The sequence below is a fragment of the Flavobacterium tructae genome (assembly GCF_002217475.1).
In the GTDB taxonomy this organism is placed as follows: Bacteria; Bacteroidota; Bacteroidia; order Flavobacteriales; family Flavobacteriaceae; genus Flavobacterium; species Flavobacterium tructae.
Genome location: NZ_MUHH01000036.1, coordinates 62,686 through 81,282 on the forward strand (window position 1 = coordinate 62,686; position 18,597 = coordinate 81,282).

General features: G+C 34.0%; 19 protein-coding genes. 3 read left to right on the forward strand and 16 right to left on the reverse strand.

Translation table 11 applies throughout. The annotated features are described in order from the left end of the window. From B0A80_RS16515 to B0A80_RS16525, 3 genes are all read left to right on the forward strand, one after another. Nucleotides 1–840 (forward strand): ion transporter, encoded by an 840-nt coding sequence (locus B0A80_RS16515; protein ID WP_089077997.1) that lies wholly within the window; start codon nt 1–3, stop codon nt 838–840. An 85-nt stretch (nt 841–925) separates the two neighbouring features. After that, on the forward strand, nt 926–1,846 hold the full coding sequence (gene miaA, locus B0A80_RS16520; protein ID WP_089077998.1) for a tRNA (adenosine(37)-N6)-dimethylallyltransferase MiaA: 921 nt from the start codon (nt 926–928) through the stop codon (nt 1,844–1,846). Between the two features lie 75 nt (nt 1,847–1,921). Next, nucleotides 1,922–2,668 carry an acyl-[acyl-carrier-protein] thioesterase gene (locus B0A80_RS16525; protein WP_089077999.1) on the forward strand — a complete coding sequence of 249 codons (747 nt, stop codon included), beginning with the start codon at nt 1,922–1,924 and terminating at the stop codon, nt 2,666–2,668. A gap of 120 nt (nt 2,669–2,788) precedes the next feature. Here the strand turns inward: B0A80_RS16525 and B0A80_RS16530 are convergent, their stop codons facing one another. From B0A80_RS16530 to B0A80_RS16605, 16 genes are all read right to left on the reverse strand, one after another. Then, nucleotides 2,789–3,292 carry a tetratricopeptide repeat protein gene (locus tag B0A80_RS16530; protein WP_070908532.1) on the reverse strand — a complete coding sequence of 168 codons (504 nt, stop codon included), beginning with the start codon at nt 3,290–3,292 and terminating at the stop codon, nt 2,789–2,791. 75 nt (nt 3,293–3,367) lie between these two features. Next, nucleotides 3,368–4,057 carry a peptide chain release factor H gene (gene prfH, locus B0A80_RS16535; RefSeq protein ID WP_089078000.1) on the reverse strand — a complete coding sequence of 230 codons (690 nt, stop codon included), beginning with the start codon at nt 4,055–4,057 and terminating at the stop codon, nt 3,368–3,370. Continuing rightward, entirely contained in the window at nt 4,045–4,656 is a 612-nt protein-coding gene (locus B0A80_RS16540) for a hypothetical protein (protein WP_089078015.1), read from the reverse strand. Before B0A80_RS16540 ends, prfH begins: the two co-directional genes overlap by 13 nt. Before the next feature lie 13 nt (nt 4,657–4,669). After that, nucleotides 4,670–6,061: an RtcB family protein gene (locus B0A80_RS16545; RefSeq protein ID WP_089078001.1), complete on the reverse strand. Its 1,392-nt coding sequence runs from the start codon at nt 6,059–6,061 to the stop codon at nt 4,670–4,672. A gap of 3 nt (nt 6,062–6,064) precedes the next feature. Then, nucleotides 6,065–6,811 carry a hypothetical protein gene (locus tag B0A80_RS16550; protein ID WP_089078002.1) on the reverse strand — a complete coding sequence of 249 codons (747 nt, stop codon included), beginning with the start codon at nt 6,809–6,811 and terminating at the stop codon, nt 6,065–6,067. A gap of 614 nt (nt 6,812–7,425) precedes the next feature. Continuing rightward, complete coding sequence (locus B0A80_RS16555) at nt 7,426–8,142, reverse strand: response regulator transcription factor (RefSeq protein ID WP_017497133.1); 717 nt, start codon at nt 8,140–8,142, stop codon at nt 7,426–7,428. A gap of 3 nt (nt 8,143–8,145) precedes the next feature. Continuing rightward, the gene (locus tag B0A80_RS16560; protein WP_017497134.1) at nt 8,146–9,732 is read right to left on the reverse strand and encodes a sensor histidine kinase; all 1,587 of its coding nucleotides are present in this window, start codon (nt 9,730–9,732) and stop codon (nt 8,146–8,148) included. 59 nt (nt 9,733–9,791) lie between these two features. After that, nucleotides 9,792–10,388 (reverse strand): dephospho-CoA kinase, encoded by a 597-nt coding sequence (gene coaE, locus B0A80_RS16565; protein WP_089078003.1) that lies wholly within the window; start codon nt 10,386–10,388, stop codon nt 9,792–9,794. A gap of 2 nt (nt 10,389–10,390) precedes the next feature. After that, complete coding sequence (locus B0A80_RS16570; protein WP_070908538.1) at nt 10,391–11,389, reverse strand: glycosyltransferase; 999 nt, start codon at nt 11,387–11,389, stop codon at nt 10,391–10,393. Nucleotides 11,390–11,516: 127 nt separating this feature from the next. Beyond that, complete coding sequence (gene fabV / locus B0A80_RS16575) at nt 11,517–12,707, reverse strand: enoyl-ACP reductase FabV (protein WP_089078004.1); 1,191 nt, start codon at nt 12,705–12,707, stop codon at nt 11,517–11,519. Nucleotides 12,708–12,776: 69 nt separating this feature from the next. After that, on the reverse strand, nt 12,777–13,475 hold the full coding sequence (locus B0A80_RS16580) for a hypothetical protein (RefSeq protein ID WP_070908540.1): 699 nt from the start codon (nt 13,473–13,475) through the stop codon (nt 12,777–12,779). A gap of 53 nt (nt 13,476–13,528) precedes the next feature. After that, nucleotides 13,529–15,181, reverse strand: a complete 1,653-nt coding sequence (gene recN / locus B0A80_RS16585; RefSeq protein ID WP_089078005.1) for a DNA repair protein RecN — start codon at nt 15,179–15,181, stop codon at nt 13,529–13,531. A gap of 50 nt (nt 15,182–15,231) precedes the next feature. After that, nucleotides 15,232–16,116, reverse strand: coding sequence for a type IX secretion system protein PorD (gene porD / locus B0A80_RS16590; RefSeq protein WP_089078006.1), 885 nt, complete (start codon nt 16,114–16,116; stop codon nt 15,232–15,234). 74 nt (nt 16,117–16,190) lie between these two features. Then, entirely contained in the window at nt 16,191–17,405 is a 1,215-nt protein-coding gene (gene coaBC, locus B0A80_RS16595; protein ID WP_089078007.1) for a bifunctional phosphopantothenoylcysteine decarboxylase/phosphopantothenate--cysteine ligase CoaBC, read from the reverse strand. A 9-nt stretch (nt 17,406–17,414) separates the two neighbouring features. After that, a complete protein-coding gene (locus B0A80_RS16600; protein WP_007807938.1) occupies nt 17,415–17,732 on the reverse strand; it encodes a DNA-directed RNA polymerase subunit omega in 318 nt (105 codons plus the stop codon). A 9-nt stretch (nt 17,733–17,741) separates the two neighbouring features. After that, nucleotides 17,742–18,536: an outer membrane protein assembly factor BamD gene (locus tag B0A80_RS16605; RefSeq protein ID WP_017497141.1), complete on the reverse strand. Its 795-nt coding sequence runs from the start codon at nt 18,534–18,536 to the stop codon at nt 17,742–17,744. Nucleotides 18,537–18,597: the final 61 nt, after the last annotated feature.

Here is an 18,597-nt window from a genome sequence, read left to right on the forward strand (position 1 = left end):
ATGAAAAAAATAAAATCAAAATACGAAATCTTCCGGGAAAAAGTCAAAATCATCCTCTACGGGACAGATACATTTTTAGGAAAAATGTTTGATTTGGTTCTGCTTGGATTGATCTTACTGAGCGTTATTTTGATTATGATGGAAACCGTTCAGGGAATCAATCAAAAATACCATACTCAACTTATTATCTGCGAATGGATTATCACCGTATTTTTCACCATTGAATATGTACTTCGAATAATTTCAATTCAAAAACCAATCCGATATATTTTTAGTTTTTACGGAATTATTGATTTAATGGCAGTTCTGCCAATGTATTTATCGATATTTTTCCCCGGAGCAAGTGTGCTTTCCATAATAAGAGCCTTACGTTTCTTTAGATTGTTTAAAATCCTGCATATCCCGCAAATTTCACATCAGTCTATTCAACTTCGGGAAGCCATCGAAGCCAGTAAAGAGAAAATCCTTGTTTTTATTTACTTCGTATTGATCAGCACCATTATAATCGGTTCGATTATGTATCTGGTCGAAGGTAAAGAATCCGGCTTTACAAGTATCCCAATGAGTATTTATTGGACGATTGTTACCTTAACCACGGTAGGTTACGGCGACATTTCTCCGCAGACTCCTCTTGGTCAGTTTATTGCTGCCTTTGTCATGATTTTAGGTTACGGAATTATAGCTGTTCCTACCGGAATTGTAACGGCTGAATTTGCAAAAAGCAGTCTAAAAAACAGTGTCATAAGCAGCAAAAAAACATGCAAAAATTGCAAGGCACAGGTACATTTTGATCATGCACAATATTGCTTTGAATGTGGAACGAAATTGCCGAACAATTAATTCAACAAAAATTTCTCCATCTCATTTTTATTAAAAGTTAAACCCTGCAAGTCTAAGGTTTTACCACCATTAAGACTAAAAAAATATGAAATATCTAATTACCATCGTCGGACCAACAGCAATAGGCAAAACAGCTTTAAGCATTGCTCTGGCACAACATTTTAATTGTGAGATAATCTCCTGCGACAGTCGTCAGTTTTTTAAAGAAATGACAATTGGTACCGCAGTTCCTACTCCCGAAGAATTACAATCAGCGACACATCATTTTATACAGAATAAATCTATTTTCGAAAATTATACTGTTGGTGACTACGAAAAAGAGGCGCTTTTAAAGTTAGAAGAATTATTCTCAAAAAATGATTTCGCTATATTGATTGGCGGTTCAGGATTGTACGTTGATGCCATTTTAAAAGGATTCGATGAATTTCCGGAAATTGATCCTGAAATACGTTCTGACATAAACGCAAACTACGAAAAACTAGGAATCAATTATCTGCAGGAGCAATTACAAAAACTGGATCCTGATTATTATCAAAAACTCATCGTAGAAAACCCGCAAACACTTCAAAATCCGCAAAGAATGATGCGTTTTACAGAGGTTTGTATTGGGACTCAGAAACCCTACTCTTCTTTCTTAAATCAGAAGAAAAACAACCGAAACTTTATTCAGATTTTAATAGGTTTAGAAGCCGACAGAGCTGTAATTTACAACCGTATCAATCAACGCGTAGATCTGATGATGAATGGCGGTTTACTGGAAGAAGCCAAAGCTTTGCATCCCAACAAAACGTTAAATGCACTTCAAACAGTCGGGTATCGCGAATTATTTAGTTATTTTGACGGAGAATTCTCGTTGCCATTTGCCATCGAAGAAATCAAGAAAAATACCAGACGTTTCTCAAAAAGACAACTTACCTGGTTCAAACGAAACGAAGCTACCAAATGGTTTGATTACGCGACAGACAGAAAAGAAATTATAGATTATATAGAGAATTCTTTCAAGTAAAAATCATTTTCTGTACTCTTTACTCTATTTTCTAAATCAATCCAAAATCAACAATCTAAAATCTAAAATTCAAAAATGCCAATATCTCCTAATTTTACTTCCATTCTAAGCAAAGACTGGGAAATCAATTTTACACAATGTACACCAAATGCCTTTCTAAAGTACACTGACTTATGCAACATTCTGCAATTGACGGCTGCTGCACATTCTGAAATTGGAGGCATCAGCTTTACGGATATGCAGGAATTTGATCAGGCCTGGGTCTTAAGCCGTATGCGTGTAGAAATTACTGCCTTACCAAAATGGCGAGATATTGTTACGGTAACCACATGGATCAACAGTTTAGAAAATTCTCGTTCCGTTCGTGCTTTAGAGATACACGCAAACGGAAAAAAAATAGTAGGATGCGAAACGTACTGGGCTGTTTTTAATACACAATTACGACGTCCGGAAGCTTTAGCTCTGCCTTACGAACATTTTGAATTGTATCCGGAGAAACGCGCTACTACAGAAGGTTTTTCAAAAATAAATATCACTCACGAAAAAGAAGCTATTTTTGAAAAAACAGTTTACCTCTCTGATCTGGATATCGTAAATCATGTCAATAATGTCAAGTATCTGGAATGGTGTCTCGATCACGTTGACCCGAAAAGAATCCTGAAACAGGAAGTAAAAAGTTTTGAAATGAACTTCATGAAAGAACTTTCGCTTCAGGATAATGTAATCATTCACGAGGGCGAAAACGACAATCAAACTATTTCAACATTCAGCATTACCAAAGGGGAGAAAACATCTTTTGCTTTAAAATTACACTGGAAATAAAAGAAGATTAAAAAAAACTGCTTTTTATTGCCCAACGATTATCTGGTGCATTTAAAATTTGATTCCGTATCATGAAAATAAAAAACGATGCAGTGTTGCATCGTTTTTTATTCAATCAAGTTACTTTGATTTTTTCTTCTTCTTTAACAAATCCATCTTACCTTCAATTCTTTTCTCTACTTCCCTAATGTTGCATTCAAAAGCAAATTGCAACGTACATAGTTTGGCTTTTTTAATTTCTTTTAATGCTAATCCAAACTCTTGCTGTGCTTCGTAAAGAATTGCTTTTTTGACAAAAATTTCAGATTTGTTTATACCTTTTACTGTTAAAGCAAAATCAATTAATTTTTCTGCCTCTTCAAAATCTTCATTCAAAATTAAAGTTTGTACATAATGCGGATATATCTCAAGTGCATGAATATTTATTGCTAAAGCTTCCTGAAAATACCATTTGGCTTCTTCATAATTCCATAATTGTTCCGCCTGAATCCGTCCATACAAACAGAAAACCATCGTATTCTTAGCATCATATGAAAATGCATAATCTAAAGATTCAATCGTTTCTTCTAATGAATAAGGATAACTGTCCAGCGCCTGAAAGAGATATTTATCTATTGTTTTCATTTTACGTATCGATATTTATTGTTTTTTGGGTCACATATAATTCGCATATAGTCATTATTTTTTGTGACCAACTTTTTAATTATGCTCATTTCGCAAATCTGTTTTTAACTTCTGACGCGTTCCTTTATAACTCTTCTCTGTTTTATTCTTTTTAAAATCAGTTCCGGTAAAAACTCTGATCGGATTCCCCCGCTGAATGTTCAGCTGATTTTCCCATTGTTTTCCAACATGATTTTTAAGTTGCTGTAAAGTTTCGTCTTCTAGTTTTTTTAATAATCGTTCTGTTGCCAGTTTTTTATTCTGATGCTGCGAACGGCTGTCCATTGCAACAACCGAAATTCCGGTTGGAACGTGAGTTGCTCTGATTGCCGAACTCACCTTGTTTACATGCTGTCCGCCAGCTCCGGAACTTCGCATGGCCTGATACTGAATGTCACTTTCTAAAAATGATGCATTCTGTTGTGGTTCAATCTCAAAAATGCCAATAAACCAATTTTTACGTTTGTGCATTTTCCTAAACTGACTTTGACCAATCCATTGAATAGTTCCCGCCCAGGAAGCTACAAATTGAGCGGCATTTTTACCTTTTACTGCAATTGTTGCCGTTTCAATTGTTCCATTTTCCTGGCCCACTTCTCGCTGAAGCAAAGTCGTTTCTAATTGCTCCTCCTGCGCTTCTTCCAGAACTTTTTTAAGTACCTGAGCCACTACCCAGGTACATTCTGCCGGTCCCCGACCCGCTGTTATCTGAATTATTTTTTCCATTTTTCTATTATCTTAAGAAGCTTTTCTCTGTTTTTAGCTTCCTTTACAAATTTTGGAAGTCTTGAAACCATAGTGCTGTTACCGCTTCCATTATTATTTCTTTCTCTTAATTCCGCTTCAATGTATCTTCCTAAATAATCAATGTGCTGCTGGTTATAAGCCCAAAAAACAGCTGTTCCCACTTCTTTTTGAAACCAAAGCGGCAAATTGTAATAATACTCTTTAACTAAGCCGTCATCCCTTTTTGAATTCTTCAAAACCTTTTCCACTTTTGGTTTCCATTCTTCCTGAAAATTACAATACGGACATCTTGTTTTATATACTTTCGGTTTATCTTTTAAGGGTTGTGATTTAAATTCATATCTCTCATAACATTGATTACAATGTGCTTTGCCATAAGCAATGTATTGATAAACGGGGCTATCAAGTTTAAGAAAGCAATCTTTACATTCAAAAACTTTAGTGCAACAATGCCCGCACTCACATCCTTCTGAAAGTTTACTCTTTACCTTAGCTTTAGAATCACATTTCGGACACCTTACTAAAATCTCGTTTATAAAACTTTCTAAAAACTTATTCTCATCCTGAAATCTTTTCATAATCTTTGTTTTTTTATCGGTCCATTCTAACAATCTTTGGAGTGAAAGTTCCCAGAACTTCAACCAAATCACTTTGATTTGACATCACTTTAGTAATGTCCTTGTATGCCATAGGTGCTTCATCAATATTCCCTCCAATCAAGGTAACCTCATTCGCTTTTAGTACCTTTTTAATTTCACTTTGCGTAAAAGTACTTTTACACTTTGCTCTCGAAAATAAACGTCCGGCACCGTGAGACGCAGAGTTTAAACTCTCAGCATTACCTTTACCCTTCACGATATAACCTGGAGCGGTCATCGATCCGGGAATAATTCCTAATTGCCCTTCTCCGGCAGGTGTTGCACCTTTCCTGTGTACAATACATTCCTGACCGTTTACCATTTCTTTCCAGGCAAAATTGTGATGGTTTTCAATCGTGACCACTACCCTTTTCCCAATAGCTTTGGCAATTCGTCTGTGAATATCATCGTGACAGGCTTTTGCATATTCACCGGCTAAATTCATAGCAAGCCAATATTCCTGTCCATCATGCGTATTCAAATCCAACCAGGCTAAATGCTGCACATTTTTTGGTAACGGACACTGTTTTGTCGCCAAATAGGTATAATGTTTCGCAATATTTGCTCCTAACCCTCGAGATCCACTATGCGATAAAACTGCGAAATACTCCCCTTTTTCAAGCTTCCACTCATTTTCAGGATTTTCAATTTTAGCAATTCCGAATTCTACAAAATGATTTCCTCCTCCGGAACTTCCCAACTGCTTATACGCCTTCGGTAAAAGATTTTTCAATAATGGAATATCCTGAAATTCGCTTTTGTAAAAAACATCATGATCCACTCTTGAAGCATGAGTTTCATACATTCCAAATTTGGTATTGTCCTTCAAAATAGTTTCTAATTGATGTTCTTTGCCTTTAAAATGAGAAGCTGGCAAGTCAAAAATCGAAAGACTCATTCGACATCCAATATCCACTCCAACTCCATACGGAATTACGGCATTATCTGTTGCCAAAACTCCTCCAATGGGCAATCCATAGCCCGAATGCGCGTCCGGCATTAAAGCACCTGCAACTGAAATTGGCAATTTTAATGAATCATACAATTGATATTTCGCCTGTTCATCAATCTCATTTTCGCCAAAAATTTTGAAGGGAGCTCTTGTTGTTTTCAACTGATGCATTCTTACCTGCACCGGATTTATTAAACCTTCAGCCACCTTGCCCCAAGTACCATTTCCTTCGTACTTTTCGGGATTCAGCAGAACATCTTTCGCTTCGGTTAGAATAGATTCTTTTTTCTCTCTTTTTCTATATCTGTTTATCTGCCCTAAGGCAATATTTATTGAATTGTTTTTTGGAAACCCCAATTTAATCAGGTCTTTTCCGGATAATTTATTTCCCATGATTTAGATCATTTCGTCTACATACTGCTGATACAATGCCTGTAGACTTTTATTTTTAATTGGACTTATCTCTTTTGGATTCTCTTTTTCGTAGTAACTCCATTTATGAGAAGAGCCATTTATTAATCTGTTTATTTTATATCTCAGATGATTGTTTACAATATAATTGTCTATAAACTGAATTTGACTTTCCAAATCAGAATCAACCATTTTGGCATGTGTTATCGTATAAGGACTAACACGCAGTACATATCGCCAGGGCTCATTGAATACATAGTGAATTTTGTATCGTTTACAATTGCTGCACCAGCGTTCTCTTTTATAAAAATGTACTTTTTCTTTTTCGGTTAATTCGAGTTTTGAACTTTTCCATTCCCATTCTGAAAATTCTTTTACAGTTTGGATATTTTCTACATACACATGCTTTCTTTTTCTCTTTTTCTTTCTTTTAAAAGATTTTTCAGGAGAAAACTGCCATGTATTTATTTTTTCCAATAATTCTGTGTAAAATGAAGCTTCACTTGATCTGGCGACATCATCTCTTAATTTAAAATTACGCTGCCATCCTTTCTGATAAGGAACTTCTAAAGCTACCAATGGTAAATTTCTACGCTTTTTCCAAAGGTCAACTTCAAGTTTTCTTAACTCAATTAATTGTTTTTCAAAATCTTCTTTAATTAATCGTCTTTTCTTTCTTTTACTTTTAAAACGAGCACATAAAGCATACTCATCTACCGTATAATTTTCCATAAAAAAATTATAGTGCATTAAATTAACAGCCCAGTAGGCTTAGCATTTTATCCTTGAAGGATAAATAAAATCGATTTTTCGGGAAAATTTGAAGTGTCTAGAATAAAAAAAAGCCCGAAACTAAATGTCTTCGGGCTTTTATATATCTAAAAATATATTTCTAAGATTGAAATAAGCCACGAAGAAGCACTGCACCAAAATTGTTTGATGTGAAGCTCTGAGATGTCGATGTAAATACAAACATTTTTTCTTCGTTTTTAAAGGGTTATTATTTTTTTCGTCTGCAAATATTCAGAATACTTTTTCGATTTTCCAAATTTATTTTAAGAAAAATCAGTACAAAAAATTTATTCATATTATTCTTAAAGCCAAAAAAAAGACTACAGAACTCAAAATCAAAAAGATAGAAATCGTATTTTAAGAATATTTTTCTTGATATTTTTTTACTTAACCGCAAAGAATGCAAAGGAAAAAACGCAAAGTTCGCGAAGCTTTGAGGTGAACTCTTTGCGAACTTTGCGAAAATCGTTGCGTGCCTCGCGGTTAAAATTCTGCATAAAAAAAGTCCTGATTTCTCAGGACTCTAATATTTTTTTGTTTGGTTATGTTTTTTGTTATTCTGTAACTTTGCTTTTAACAACAAGTCTGAAACCTTCACCGTGAATGTTTAGAATTTCAACATCTTCGTCAGCTTTTAAGTATTTTCTAAGTTTAGCAATGTAAACGTCCATACTTCTGGATGTAAAATAGTTATCGTCTCTCCAGATTTTAGTTAAAGCTAATTCTCTTGGCATTAAATCATTTTCATGAAGAATCAACATTTTAAGCAATTCGTTCTCTTTTGGAGACAATTTAATTGGCTCTTCGTCCTGAAAAGTCAGGAATCTTAGTTTTGAATTTAAATGGAATTTACCAATATTGAATTCGAACTGTACCTGCTCTGCTTTTGTATCAGCAGATTTTCTTTGAATAATTGCTTTTATTTTCATCAATAAAACCTCAGAATCAAAAGGCTTATTCAAATAATCATCAGCACCAGCTTTGTATCCTTTTAATACATCTTCTTTCATAGACTTAGCTGTTAAGAAGATAATTGGCACTTCGCTGTTCTTTTCTCTAATCTCCTTGGCTAAAGTATAACCATCTTTATAAGGCATCATCACATCAAGAATACATAAATCATATACATCTTTCTTGAATTTTTCGAAACCTTCCATACCGTTTTTAGCTAAAGTAACTTCAAAGTCATTTAACATTAGATAATCTTTAAGAACTGCCCCAAAATTAAGGTCATCTTCTACTAAAAGTATTCTTTTGTTATTATTTTCCATATTTTAATTTATTAATGGTATTTTTATTATAAAGGTGCTACCTTTTCCTTTCTCGCTTTCAACATATACTTGACCGTTATGGTCCTCTACTATTCTTTTCACATAAGCCAGACCTAGCCCGTGTCCTTTTACATTATGTAAATCTCCTGTATGTTCTCTGTAAAATTTCTCAAAAACTCGTTTTTGAGCTACCTTACTCATACCAAGACCGTTATCTTTTACTTTTATCAGAATCATGTCTTTGACATTTTCTGTAAAAATTTCTATTTCAGGCGTACCCGGAGAATATTTTATGGCATTCTCCAAAATATTAACCAACACATTTGTAAAATGCACTTCGTTTATCAGACAGGTTGTTCTCGCTGCATTAAAATGTTTGGCTACACTTCCTCCTCTGTCTTCTAAAATTAAATTTACATGTTCAATTGCATCATCAATGATATCATGAATAGCAGTTGGTTCTTTTGTAATATCCAGTTCTCTCTTTTCCAGTTTAGAAATACGAAGCACGTTTTCTACCTGAGCATGCATTCTTTTATTTTCATCCCGGATCATTTGAAGATAACGATACACTTTTTCTTTATCTTCAATTATCTTAGGATTTTTAATAGCATCTAATGCCAGATTAATTGTCGCTATCGGCGTTTTAAACTCGTGCGTCATGTTATTTATAAAATCGGTCTTGATTTCAGAAATATGTTTTTGACGTAACAATTGATTTAGTGCACTGGTATAAGCAACTATAATAATTAATGTAAAAATTATTGACAGTATCGTAATACTTAATAATTCTGACAATAAGAATTTCTTTTTATGCGGAAATGTAATAAACAATTCATATTTACTATTTCCTTCATTATCTGTATAAATTGGCACGTGGTAACTTGCGTCTTTATCGTAATGAAATCCATCCGATCTTACTTTCGTCGCAAGACCATTGTTGAGAACTCCGTATTCAAATTTGGTTTTTACACCATATTCTTCCAGTTCTTTCTTTAAGAGTTTTTGAAGTTTATCCTTTGTAATTCTACCTTCTATAGGCGTCAAAGAAGCAACGTCTTTGTACTGAATTTGCTGTTGAACTTTATTTAAAATATCTAGACTTCCAGATTTTTCGATTTTTAAATCAGGTATAATACTTTGTCCTAAAGCATTATTGTCAATATTATTGTTATTGTTGTATACTTCTGTAACTCTTTTTGAACTAAAGTTTTTAAATCTTTCGCTGCTAAATTTTTTATTAAAAATCGAGCCGCTAATATCATAATCTTCAGATGTAAGCGTATTAGAATAAACTATTGTTTTGTTTGTTTTTGCGTTTCTTTGAATGTAAAAAACCTGAAGTAAGTCTTCTTTTTTAGGTGTTTTACCGGTACTGTCTTTAATGCGGTTGTATTTATCGTAAAAACTGTATTCTTCCTGCTGCTCCAATTTATCAGCAACATTTCCAATTACCTGAGTAACATGATATTTAAACTGCTCATCGTTATTTTTGAACGAAGAATTAAACCAGTATACCTGCACCAAAATTATCCCTATTAAGGACAAGCTCATCAATAAAACAAGTAATCTAAAAAATAATTTATTCATCGAAACAAAATTAATATTTTAACAATATACTAAATAATACATTAACCAAATATTAACATTTAAGACTGATTTTGTTTTATATTTAAAATTTTAAGAATTTTAACAACTTCTTCTCTAGCAATTTTAAGATTACTGTTATTAATAACAAAATTGCTTAAAGAAATTCGTTTTTCATCATCCCACTGCATTTTCATTCGACTTAAAACTTGCTCTCGTGTGGTTTTATCACGCTTAACAACTCTTTCAATTCTCATCTCTTCGGGAGCTGTAACGGTTACTATAACATCACAATCTTTATAACGGCCGCTTTCAAACAAAATTGCAGCTTCGTAAATTACATAGTGGTATTTTTTGTTTTTCAACAACCAAAGCTCGAAGTCTTCTTTAACTGCCGGATGTACAATTGCATTTAATGTTGCCAGTTTATCGGCGTCATTAAAAACAATCTCGGCTAATTTAGCTCTGTTTAAAACATCATTTTCAAAGAGCGAGTCTCCAAAAGCAAGTTTAATTTGTTTCACAATCTTTTCAGACTGCATTACTTTTTTGGCTTCATCATCGGCGATATATAAGGGCACCCCCATTTCTGCAAAGTAGTTTGCGATAGTGGTTTTTCCGCTTCCTATTCCGCCTGTCAGGCCAATAATTTTAGCCATACCTATATTTTAAAAAACATTTTAGGAAAAGCCTCCTGGGGTTTTTTCTTTAAAATAATAACTTTCAGGAACGATTTTAGAAATCCTGTCCCGTAACCATAAAATTGCTTCCATACTGCAATTACAGATAAATATCCAATTTTAATGCTTTTATTCTGAATAGCGGCTGTCAGAAAAATTACCACGAAATATACAAAATATAATTGTAATAGGATATCAATATTGAAAATTAACAGTAAAAAAGCTAATAATAATCCTACGATAAAAACGGTAGGAAAAAAGAATGTTAGTTTATTATGTTCCGGATACCAGCTGTTTAATATTGGTCTGGCGATTCCAAATTTATTCACCTGAATTGAAAACTTTTCCCAGTCAATTCTTCGCTTATGATATACATACGCTTCCGGGAACAATCTGGTTTCAAATCCCAGGTTCCATAAACGAATAGAAAGATCAGGATCTTCTCCCGGGTGAATGTTTCCAAACCCTTTTGAAGCTATAAAAGCTTTCTTTGAAATCCCCATGTTAAAACTTCTGGGCTGAAATTTATTGATTTTTTCAGAGCCTCCACGAATTCCTCCTGTAGTCAAAAATGAAGTCATTGCAAAGTTAATGGCTTTCTGAATATCCGAAAAACTATCTAATGCCTTATCCGGCCCTCCAAAACAATCCACATAACCCGCATTAAGCGCTTTTCGAACCTCGGTCAGGTAGTTAGAAGGAATGATACAATCAGAATCAAAAATGATAAAATAATCCCCTCTGGCCTTCTGCATTCCAAAGTTTCTGGAATCTCCCGGCCCTGAATTTTCTTTAAAATAGTACGATATATTCAATTTCCCCTGATAGTTCATCACGACATCTTTACAAGGTATTGATGATCCGTCTTCGACAAGAACAATTTCAAAGGCTTCATTATAATCGGATTTAGACAAACTTTCTAAAAGTTCATCTACTTCATCCGGACGATTATACACGGGTATAATTAAAGAAAAAATCATAGCGATCACGCGGTATTAAAGTGGCAATATTTTAAATTTCAAAATTTTAACAAAGATATGTTATATTCATAAAAAAACCATTCGTCGCAACGAATGGTTTTCATATCTAGTAGTATTTTTTTCTTTTTTATTTGATACTTTCAATTTCTACAACTTCATTCGCTTCGGCAGCATAATCTACACCTGCAAATTCAAATCCAAATAGATTCAGGAAGTCATTTCTATATCCGGCTAAATCTCCAATTTCAGGTAATGTTTCGGTTGTAGCTTCTAACCAAAGTTTAGCCACTTTAGCCTGCACATCTTCACGCATTTCCCAATCGTCAATTCTGATTCTTCCTTTTTCATCTACAGGAACTTCTCCTCCGTTGTACAATCTGTCCTGAAACAAACGTTGGATTTGCTCGATACAACCTTCGTGAATTCCCTCCTCTTTCATTGTTTTGTACAAAAGAGAAATATACAATGGAATAACCGGAATTGCAGAACTTGCCTGTGTTACCAAAGCTTTGTTTACAGAAACGTAAGCTTTTCCACCAAGAGATTTAAGATTATCTGTAATAGAGAATGCTGTAGCTTCTAAATCATCTTTAGCACGACCAATTGTACCTTTACGGTAAACTGCTTCTGTTAATGATGGTCCAATATAAGAATAGGCCACTGTTGTAGCGCCTTCAGCTAATAAATTCTCTGCTTTTAGGGCATCCATCCACATTGTCCAGTCCTCACCTCCCATTACAGCAACTGTATTGGCAATATCTTCTTCATTTGCCGGAGCAATAGAAACTTCTGAAACGTTTCCAGTATGAAAATCAACTGTTTTATTGGTAAAAGTTTGTCCGATTGGTTTTAAAACCGAACGGTGTAAAACTCCTGTAACCGGGTGCTGACGCACCGGAGAAGCTAAACTGTAGATTACCAAATCAACCTGACCTAAGTCAGCTTTGATTAAATCTAAAGTTTGTCTTTTTATTTCGTTTGAAAAAGCATCTCCGTTGATACTTTTAGCATATAAACCTGCTTTGTGAGCTTCTGTTTCAAATGCAGCAGAATTATACCATCCTGGTGAAGCTGTTTTTCCTTCAACCGGTGGCTTTTCAAAAAATACTCCAATTGTTGCAGCATCAGATCCAAAAGCACTTGTAATTCTTGAAGCCAATCCGAAACCTGTTGAAGCACCAATAACTAAGACTTTTTTTGCACCAGCAATTGGTCCTTTTGATTTGATATATTCTATTTGATTTTTAACATTTTGCTCGCTGCCTTTTGGGTGGGCTGTCAAGCAAATAAATCCTCTCATTCTAGGTTCTATAATCATACTTTTTTTATTTCAATTTAATTTGATCTAAACAACATATTCTATTTCAACAAAATAGACAAATACTTACTATTTAATAATTTTATCAACATTTTCCCTAACCGTTAAAATGTCAACTTTTTTATCTTTACATTCAATTTTAACTCCATTATACTCTTCAATTAGCGCATTTAAATTTTCGCACTCTCTTATGAAGTTAAATTCTTTCTTATCAACATTAAAAACAATTCCTTTTAACGTATTCAAATTAGCTAAAATTGCTCCGCCTACTGCTCCGGCATTATATGCAAAAGCCTTAGACCACATATTTGCAAAAGGCCCTTCGAGATATAAAAACTTTCCGTCATTTAAAACTCTGTGATACGAATTTGGATTATCAGCAGACATATTTCCATCTTCTTTTGATGCAAATTTCATTAAATATCTTTGCTGAATATACAGGTTACCATTGTAAACAATAGCAAAATAATCTGTAATTTTTATATTGTTTCTTTTCCAGCAAAAGAAAACATGATAAGCATCTACATTTTTTTCAATTGATTTATACCCCACAATAGTGCGTCTTTCTAACGCATCACCCATGAAAATTCCCGTTTTTGCAATGAAATCTTCATATGTTTTATAAACGCCTTCAGGAAAGTCTTTTACTAAATAAGATTTAACTTCTTTACCAGCTACTTCTGTACCTTCTTTTACAGCAGTATCCTGAGCATTTATTTTACTAATAAACAAGCAAATAAAAGACAAAACATATAGTTTTTTAATCATATTTTATTCTGATTTTGGTCTAATAGTTATAGAAGCAAATATAATTTAAATATTTAATTTAATAATTCTTTTGCATGATTTAATGCCGAATCAGAGATTTTTGCACCTGATAACATCTGCGCAATTTCGGTAACTCTTTCTTCCTGAGACAATAGCTTAAGTTCTGACTGTGTATCCTCATCAACCGTTGATTTAGAGACTTTAAAGTGCGAATCTCCTTTGGCTGCAATTTGAGGCAAATGGGTGATGGCAAAAATTTGCATTGTACCACTCATTTCTTTCATAATTTCTCCCATTCTAATTGCAATTTCTCCTGAAACCCCGGTATCAATCTCATCAAAGATTAAGGTTGGAAGTTTTGAATATTGCGCTAAAATCGCTTTGACTGCCAGCATAATACGTGACATTTCCCCTCCTGAAGCTACTTTTTTCAGCAAGCCGAAATCAGTTCCTTTATTTGCCGAGAATAAAAACTGTAATTCATCTTTTCCGTTTTGGAAATAAGTCTCAGAAGACAAAAGCTCCATATTGAAACGCACATTTGGCATTCCCAATGTCTCTAATATTGACACTAACTTTTGTGACAAAACCGGAATTGCATTGATTCTATTCTGATGAATAGCTGCCGCAAAAGCATCTAAGTCTGTAACTTTTTGCGCTATAGATTCTGACAAAGCAGTAATTTCTTCTCCAATATTATCCAATTCTACCAATGAGTTTTCTAATGTCGCCTGTATTCCAAGTAATTCATCAACAGACGTTACCTGATGCTTTTTTTGCAAATTATAAATTAGCTGTAATTTTTGACTCACCAATTCTAACTGTGCGGGATCATTTAAAAGTTTTTCAGAGGCGTTTTGCAATTCTTTTGAAACATCATCAAATTCAATGGCCAAACTGGTAATCCTTTCAAAAACATTTTGGTACTCCGGAGAAAAAAGTGCAATTTTCTGTAGTGCCGTTTTTATTTCATTCAGACTGTGGAAAACACCAAATTGCTCTTCATTGGCAATTGCCAATGATTTATCCATAGCTTCTTTAATAATTTCAACATTGTTCAGTTTTTCAAAATCAGCCTCCAATTCTTCCTGCTCTCCTGATTTTAATTTTGCAGTAACCAATTCATTTAACAAATAGGTATTGTATTCCTGCTCTTTTCCTGAATCACTTTGTTTTTTCAGCAAAGCATTTAGTTTGGACTTATCTGATTTATATCCTTTCAAAACATCCTGATACGATTGAATCACTTCTCCATTATTAGCAATAGCGTCAATAATTTTAAACTGAACTCCCTCGTCTGACAACTCCTGAGTCTGCTGTTGTGAATGAATATCAATCAAAAACAAGCTCAGATCCTGCAATTCCTGCAGATTTACCGGACTATCATTAATAAAAGCTCGCGATTTTCCTGAAGGCAAAATTTCTCTTCTAATAATAGTCTCGTCTTCATAATCGAGATCATTTGCTGTAAAAAAATCTTTCAGGTTGTATTTAGAAATTTCAAACTGTGCTTCGATAACACATTTTTCTTCTTTATTTTTTAGTGAAGTTAAATCGGCTCTTTTTCCTAAAACCAATCCTATCGCTCCTAATATAATAGATTTACCCGCACCTGTTTCACCAGTAATAATAGAAAAACCTTTTGAAAAATCTATAGTTAATTTTTCAATAAGCGCATAGTTTTTAATCGACAAGGACGTTATCATAGGAAATTTGGGAAATATAAAAATTAATAAAGAGAGTAACTAAAATGGACTTAGAATTTAATCTGTGACCATTTGGTAGTATTCAACGGAGATACTTTATTTAAGACATCGGTCAGATCTGTAATCGGAATACTTGGTCCTCCAGAAAATATGGAGACAATTTCGTCTGATTTGGCATCGAAAAACACTCTGGTCAAAAAAGCATTGGGTTTTACCGAATTCAATTTTCCGGTAAGCATCAAGGCTGATTTGATTTTTTCTTTTGAGGCTTTCAAATCCTGACTCATGCCATCCAAGCCATTATGGTACATGAACATGGTTTGACGTAAATCGCTGTACATTGGCGAAATCATATCGGTAATCAAATAATAACGGTTTTGAACTCCGTCTGACTGGCTCCAGCCTTTTGATCCTCCTTGTTGTGCTACACTTGCAATATTCTGAGCGGTTTCAAGATATTGACTTCCTGCTCCCATTTGAAAGCTATCTGCGTCCATCGCTAAAATTAAATAACTGTAAAAAGAAACCACAGATACTAAATTAGACTCAAACGTGGTCGGATTAAACAACAAAGGCTCGTATTCAATATACCTGAAGTTAAAATCTTTGTCGTTGTAATTTAATATTGGGGAAGAATAAGTAGAATTATAAATCAATCGTGAGGATTGCACCTGAATAGTGCCCGAAAACTGATCGGAACTGTTTGACGACAGCGTAATGTACATCGAGCAATTGATTCGCTCATTTTGTTTTAAGGCTATTCCCGTCCAATCTGTTTTATTTACAAACTCCGACAACGAAGTCTGAAGTGTTTTAAATACTTGCTGATTGGGATTGGGTAATCTTTCTGTATTAATAGTTACAGTGCAATTTAGCTGCTGTGCTTGTGCGAAGCCAAAAATTAAAAATGCTAAAAAAGTAACTAATTTATTCATACGAAAGATATTATTTTGATTACAGCATACAACAGACTTACTATCCTTGTCATTGCTTTGTTTACTCTAAATCTTTATGATTTCGCAAAATGCAAAACCACTTTATTTAAAATATCAACAGCAACAGATTCTTTTGATTTTAATTCCATCGGTTCGATTTTAAAATCCTGATCAATAAAGGTTACTTTATTGGTTTCTTTTTTAAAACCTGCTCCTTCATCCTGTAAGGAATTTAGAACAATCAAATCTAAGTTTTTTTTCTGAATTTTCAGCTTCGCATTTTCAATTTCATTCTCGGTTTCCAATGCAAATCCAATTAAAAACTGATTTTTCTTTATCGCTCCTAATGAAGCCAGAATATCTTTTGTTTTTTCAAGTTCAATCGAAAATTCATCTGCCGCTTTCTTAATCTTTTGTAAAGCGACTACTTTTGGTCTGTAATCGGCTACTGCAGCCGCAGCGATTGCCACATCAACATTATTAAAATAAGCATGACAGGCATCATACATATCTTGTGCCGAAACTACATTGATCACTTCCACTAAACCATTTTTAGCTTTATAATGTGTTGGTCCTGCAATCAAAATAACCTGAGCACCTAAGTTTGCTGCTTCATTTGCCAGATCAAAACCCATTTTTCCCGAAGAATGATTTCCTATAAAACGCACAGGATCGATTGCTTCGTATGTTGGACCGGCAGTAATTAGTATTTTTTTCCCTTTTAAAGGCAATTTACTTTCTAAATCGGCTTCCAGAAAGGCTATAATATTTTCGGGTTCAGCCATTCGTCCTTCTCCGGACAGACCGCTGGCTAACTCACCGCTTTCAGCCGGAATCATAATGTTTCCGAAACTTTTTAAAGCCGTAAAACTAGACAAAACTGAAGGATGTTTGTACATATCCAAATCCATTGCCGGCGCAAAATAAACCGGACATTTGGCTGATAAATAAGTAGCTACTAAAAGATTATCACTGTTCCCTGTTGTCATTTTAGACAAGGTATTGGATGTTGCAGGCGCAATCAGCATCAAATCGGCCCAAAGAGCCAAATCAACATGATTGTTCCAGACAGCATCTTCATCATCCTGATTAAAGAAACTGGAATGTACCGGATTTTTTGATAGTGTAGATAAGGTAAGTGGAGTTACAAAATCCTTAGAAGCAGGTGTCATTATCACTTGGACATGTGCACCTGCTTTTATAAAGAGTCGTACTAATGAGGCTGTTTTATAGGCTGCAATTCCACCAGAAACCCCTAGTAAAATTTTCTTCCCGTTTAAAACTGACATTATACTATATTATTTGTTTGAACCTCTGTGGTATGTTTTACCGTCTAACCACTCCTGAACTGCTAAAGCGTGAGGTTTTGGTAATTTTTCGTAAAATTTAGAAACTTCGATTTGTTCTTTATTTTCAAAAACTTCTTCAAGACTGTCATTATAAGTAGCAAACTCTTCCAATTTCTCTGTCAATTCTTTTTTAATTTCAGAGTTAATTTGATTTGCTCTTTTAGCCATAATGGTAATTGCTTCATACACATTTCCTGTTGGCTCTTCAATAACTGTTTTATTGTAAGTTATTGTATTTACAGGAGCATTCGTCTTTTTTAAATCCATGACTTTATTTTATTTAGTAAATTTTTGTAAATCTGTTTCCACTCTGGCATTCATTTCATCTGCCTCTTTTTTATACTTCGTAGCTCCATTAAACTTAATCAAGTTTCCATAAGCTACTTTAGCCACATTTAAACGCTCTTCCATTTTTGAAGGAATACTGTTTATGGCTAATTTATATGCTGAATCATATTTATAAAACAATGCATCTTCTTTTAACGGTGTTCCCGGAAAATCAGCAATAAAATTATCAAAAGCGATTAATGCTGATTTGTAATCAGAAATTGTATTGTATCCTTTCGCGTTTTCGTATGCTTTTTTCTCCAGTTTACCATTTAAAACTTTTACAGCTTCGTTTGCCTGAGCGATATACTCAGAATTTGGATAACTTTCGATAAAAGTTTGTAATTTCTCTAAGGCTTTTACAGTATCTGTCTGATCTAAGCTATAAACAGGCGCTAATTTAGAATAACTGTATGCTCCTAAAAAAGCAGCTTCCTGAACTTTTTCACTTCTAGGATAACCTGAAACGAAACTCTCAAACTGGTAACCTGCTAAATAATACTGTTTTGTTTTGTAATACGATTGTGAGAACATGTAAAATAATTTCTCTGCCTGAGGTTTCCCTCTGTAAGAAGATGCTAATTGTTCAAAAAGACGTATGGCTTTTGAATATTTACCTGCATCATACATTTTCGTTGCAACTTCGAATTTTGCAGCAACATCATCGTTCTTTAATGCCTTTTGGTATTCGCTACAAGAACAAAAAAGGACAACAATAATTAACAGAGATACTATTTTTTTCATTTTCTTACTTTTATTATGATTTCTTAGACAATTATGCCAAAGCAAAATCACACCGAAGTTT

Coding starts and splice junctions, on each gene's coding strand:
- prfH (WP_089078000.1), bottom strand. CDS start 4,057: ATGGAAAAAATAATTCAGATAACAGCGGGTCGGGGACCGGCAGAATGT.
- B0A80_RS16605 (WP_017497141.1), bottom strand. CDS start 18,536: ATGAAAAAAATAGTATCTCTGTTAATTATTGTTGTCCTTTTTTGTTCT.
- B0A80_RS16570 (WP_070908538.1), bottom strand. CDS start 11,389: ATGATTTTTTCTTTAATTATACCCGTGTATAATCGTCCGGATGAAGTA.
- B0A80_RS16545 (WP_089078001.1), bottom strand. CDS start 6,061: ATGGGAAATAAATTATCCGGAAAAGACCTGATTAAATTGGGGTTTCCA.
- porD (WP_089078006.1), bottom strand. CDS start 16,116: ATGAATAAATTAGTTACTTTTTTAGCATTTTTAATTTTTGGCTTCGCA.
- B0A80_RS16600 (WP_007807938.1), bottom strand. CDS start 17,732: ATGGATTTAAAAAAGACGAATGCTCCTGTAAATACAATAACTTACAAT.
- B0A80_RS16530 (WP_070908532.1), bottom strand. CDS start 3,292: ATGAAAACAATAGATAAATATCTCTTTCAGGCGCTGGACAGTTATCCT.
- B0A80_RS16540 (WP_089078015.1), bottom strand. CDS start 4,656: ATGAAAAGATTTCAGGATGAGAATAAGTTTTTAGAAAGTTTTATAAAC.
- B0A80_RS16555 (WP_017497133.1), bottom strand. CDS start 8,142: ATGGAAAATAATAACAAAAGAATACTTTTAGTAGAAGATGACCTTAAT.
- coaE (WP_089078003.1), bottom strand. CDS start 10,388: ATGGCTAAAATTATTGGCCTGACAGGCGGAATAGGAAGCGGAAAAACC.
- B0A80_RS16550 (WP_089078002.1), bottom strand. CDS start 6,811: ATGGAAAATTATACGGTAGATGAGTATGCTTTATGTGCTCGTTTTAAA.
- B0A80_RS16525 (WP_089077999.1), top strand. CDS start 1,922: ATGCCAATATCTCCTAATTTTACTTCCATTCTAAGCAAAGACTGGGAA.
- B0A80_RS16515 (WP_089077997.1), top strand. CDS start 1: ATGAAAAAAATAAAATCAAAATACGAAATCTTCCGGGAAAAAGTCAAA.
- miaA (WP_089077998.1), top strand. CDS start 926: ATGAAATATCTAATTACCATCGTCGGACCAACAGCAATAGGCAAAACA.
- B0A80_RS16580 (WP_070908540.1), bottom strand. CDS start 13,475: ATGATTAAAAAACTATATGTTTTGTCTTTTATTTGCTTGTTTATTAGT.
- recN (WP_089078005.1), bottom strand. CDS start 15,181: ATGATAACGTCCTTGTCGATTAAAAACTATGCGCTTATTGAAAAATTA.
- fabV (WP_089078004.1), bottom strand. CDS start 12,707: ATGATTATAGAACCTAGAATGAGAGGATTTATTTGCTTGACAGCCCAC.
- coaBC (WP_089078007.1), bottom strand. CDS start 17,405: ATGTCAGTTTTAAACGGGAAGAAAATTTTACTAGGGGTTTCTGGTGGA.
- B0A80_RS16560 (WP_017497134.1), bottom strand. CDS start 9,732: ATGAATAAATTATTTTTTAGATTACTTGTTTTATTGATGAGCTTGTCC.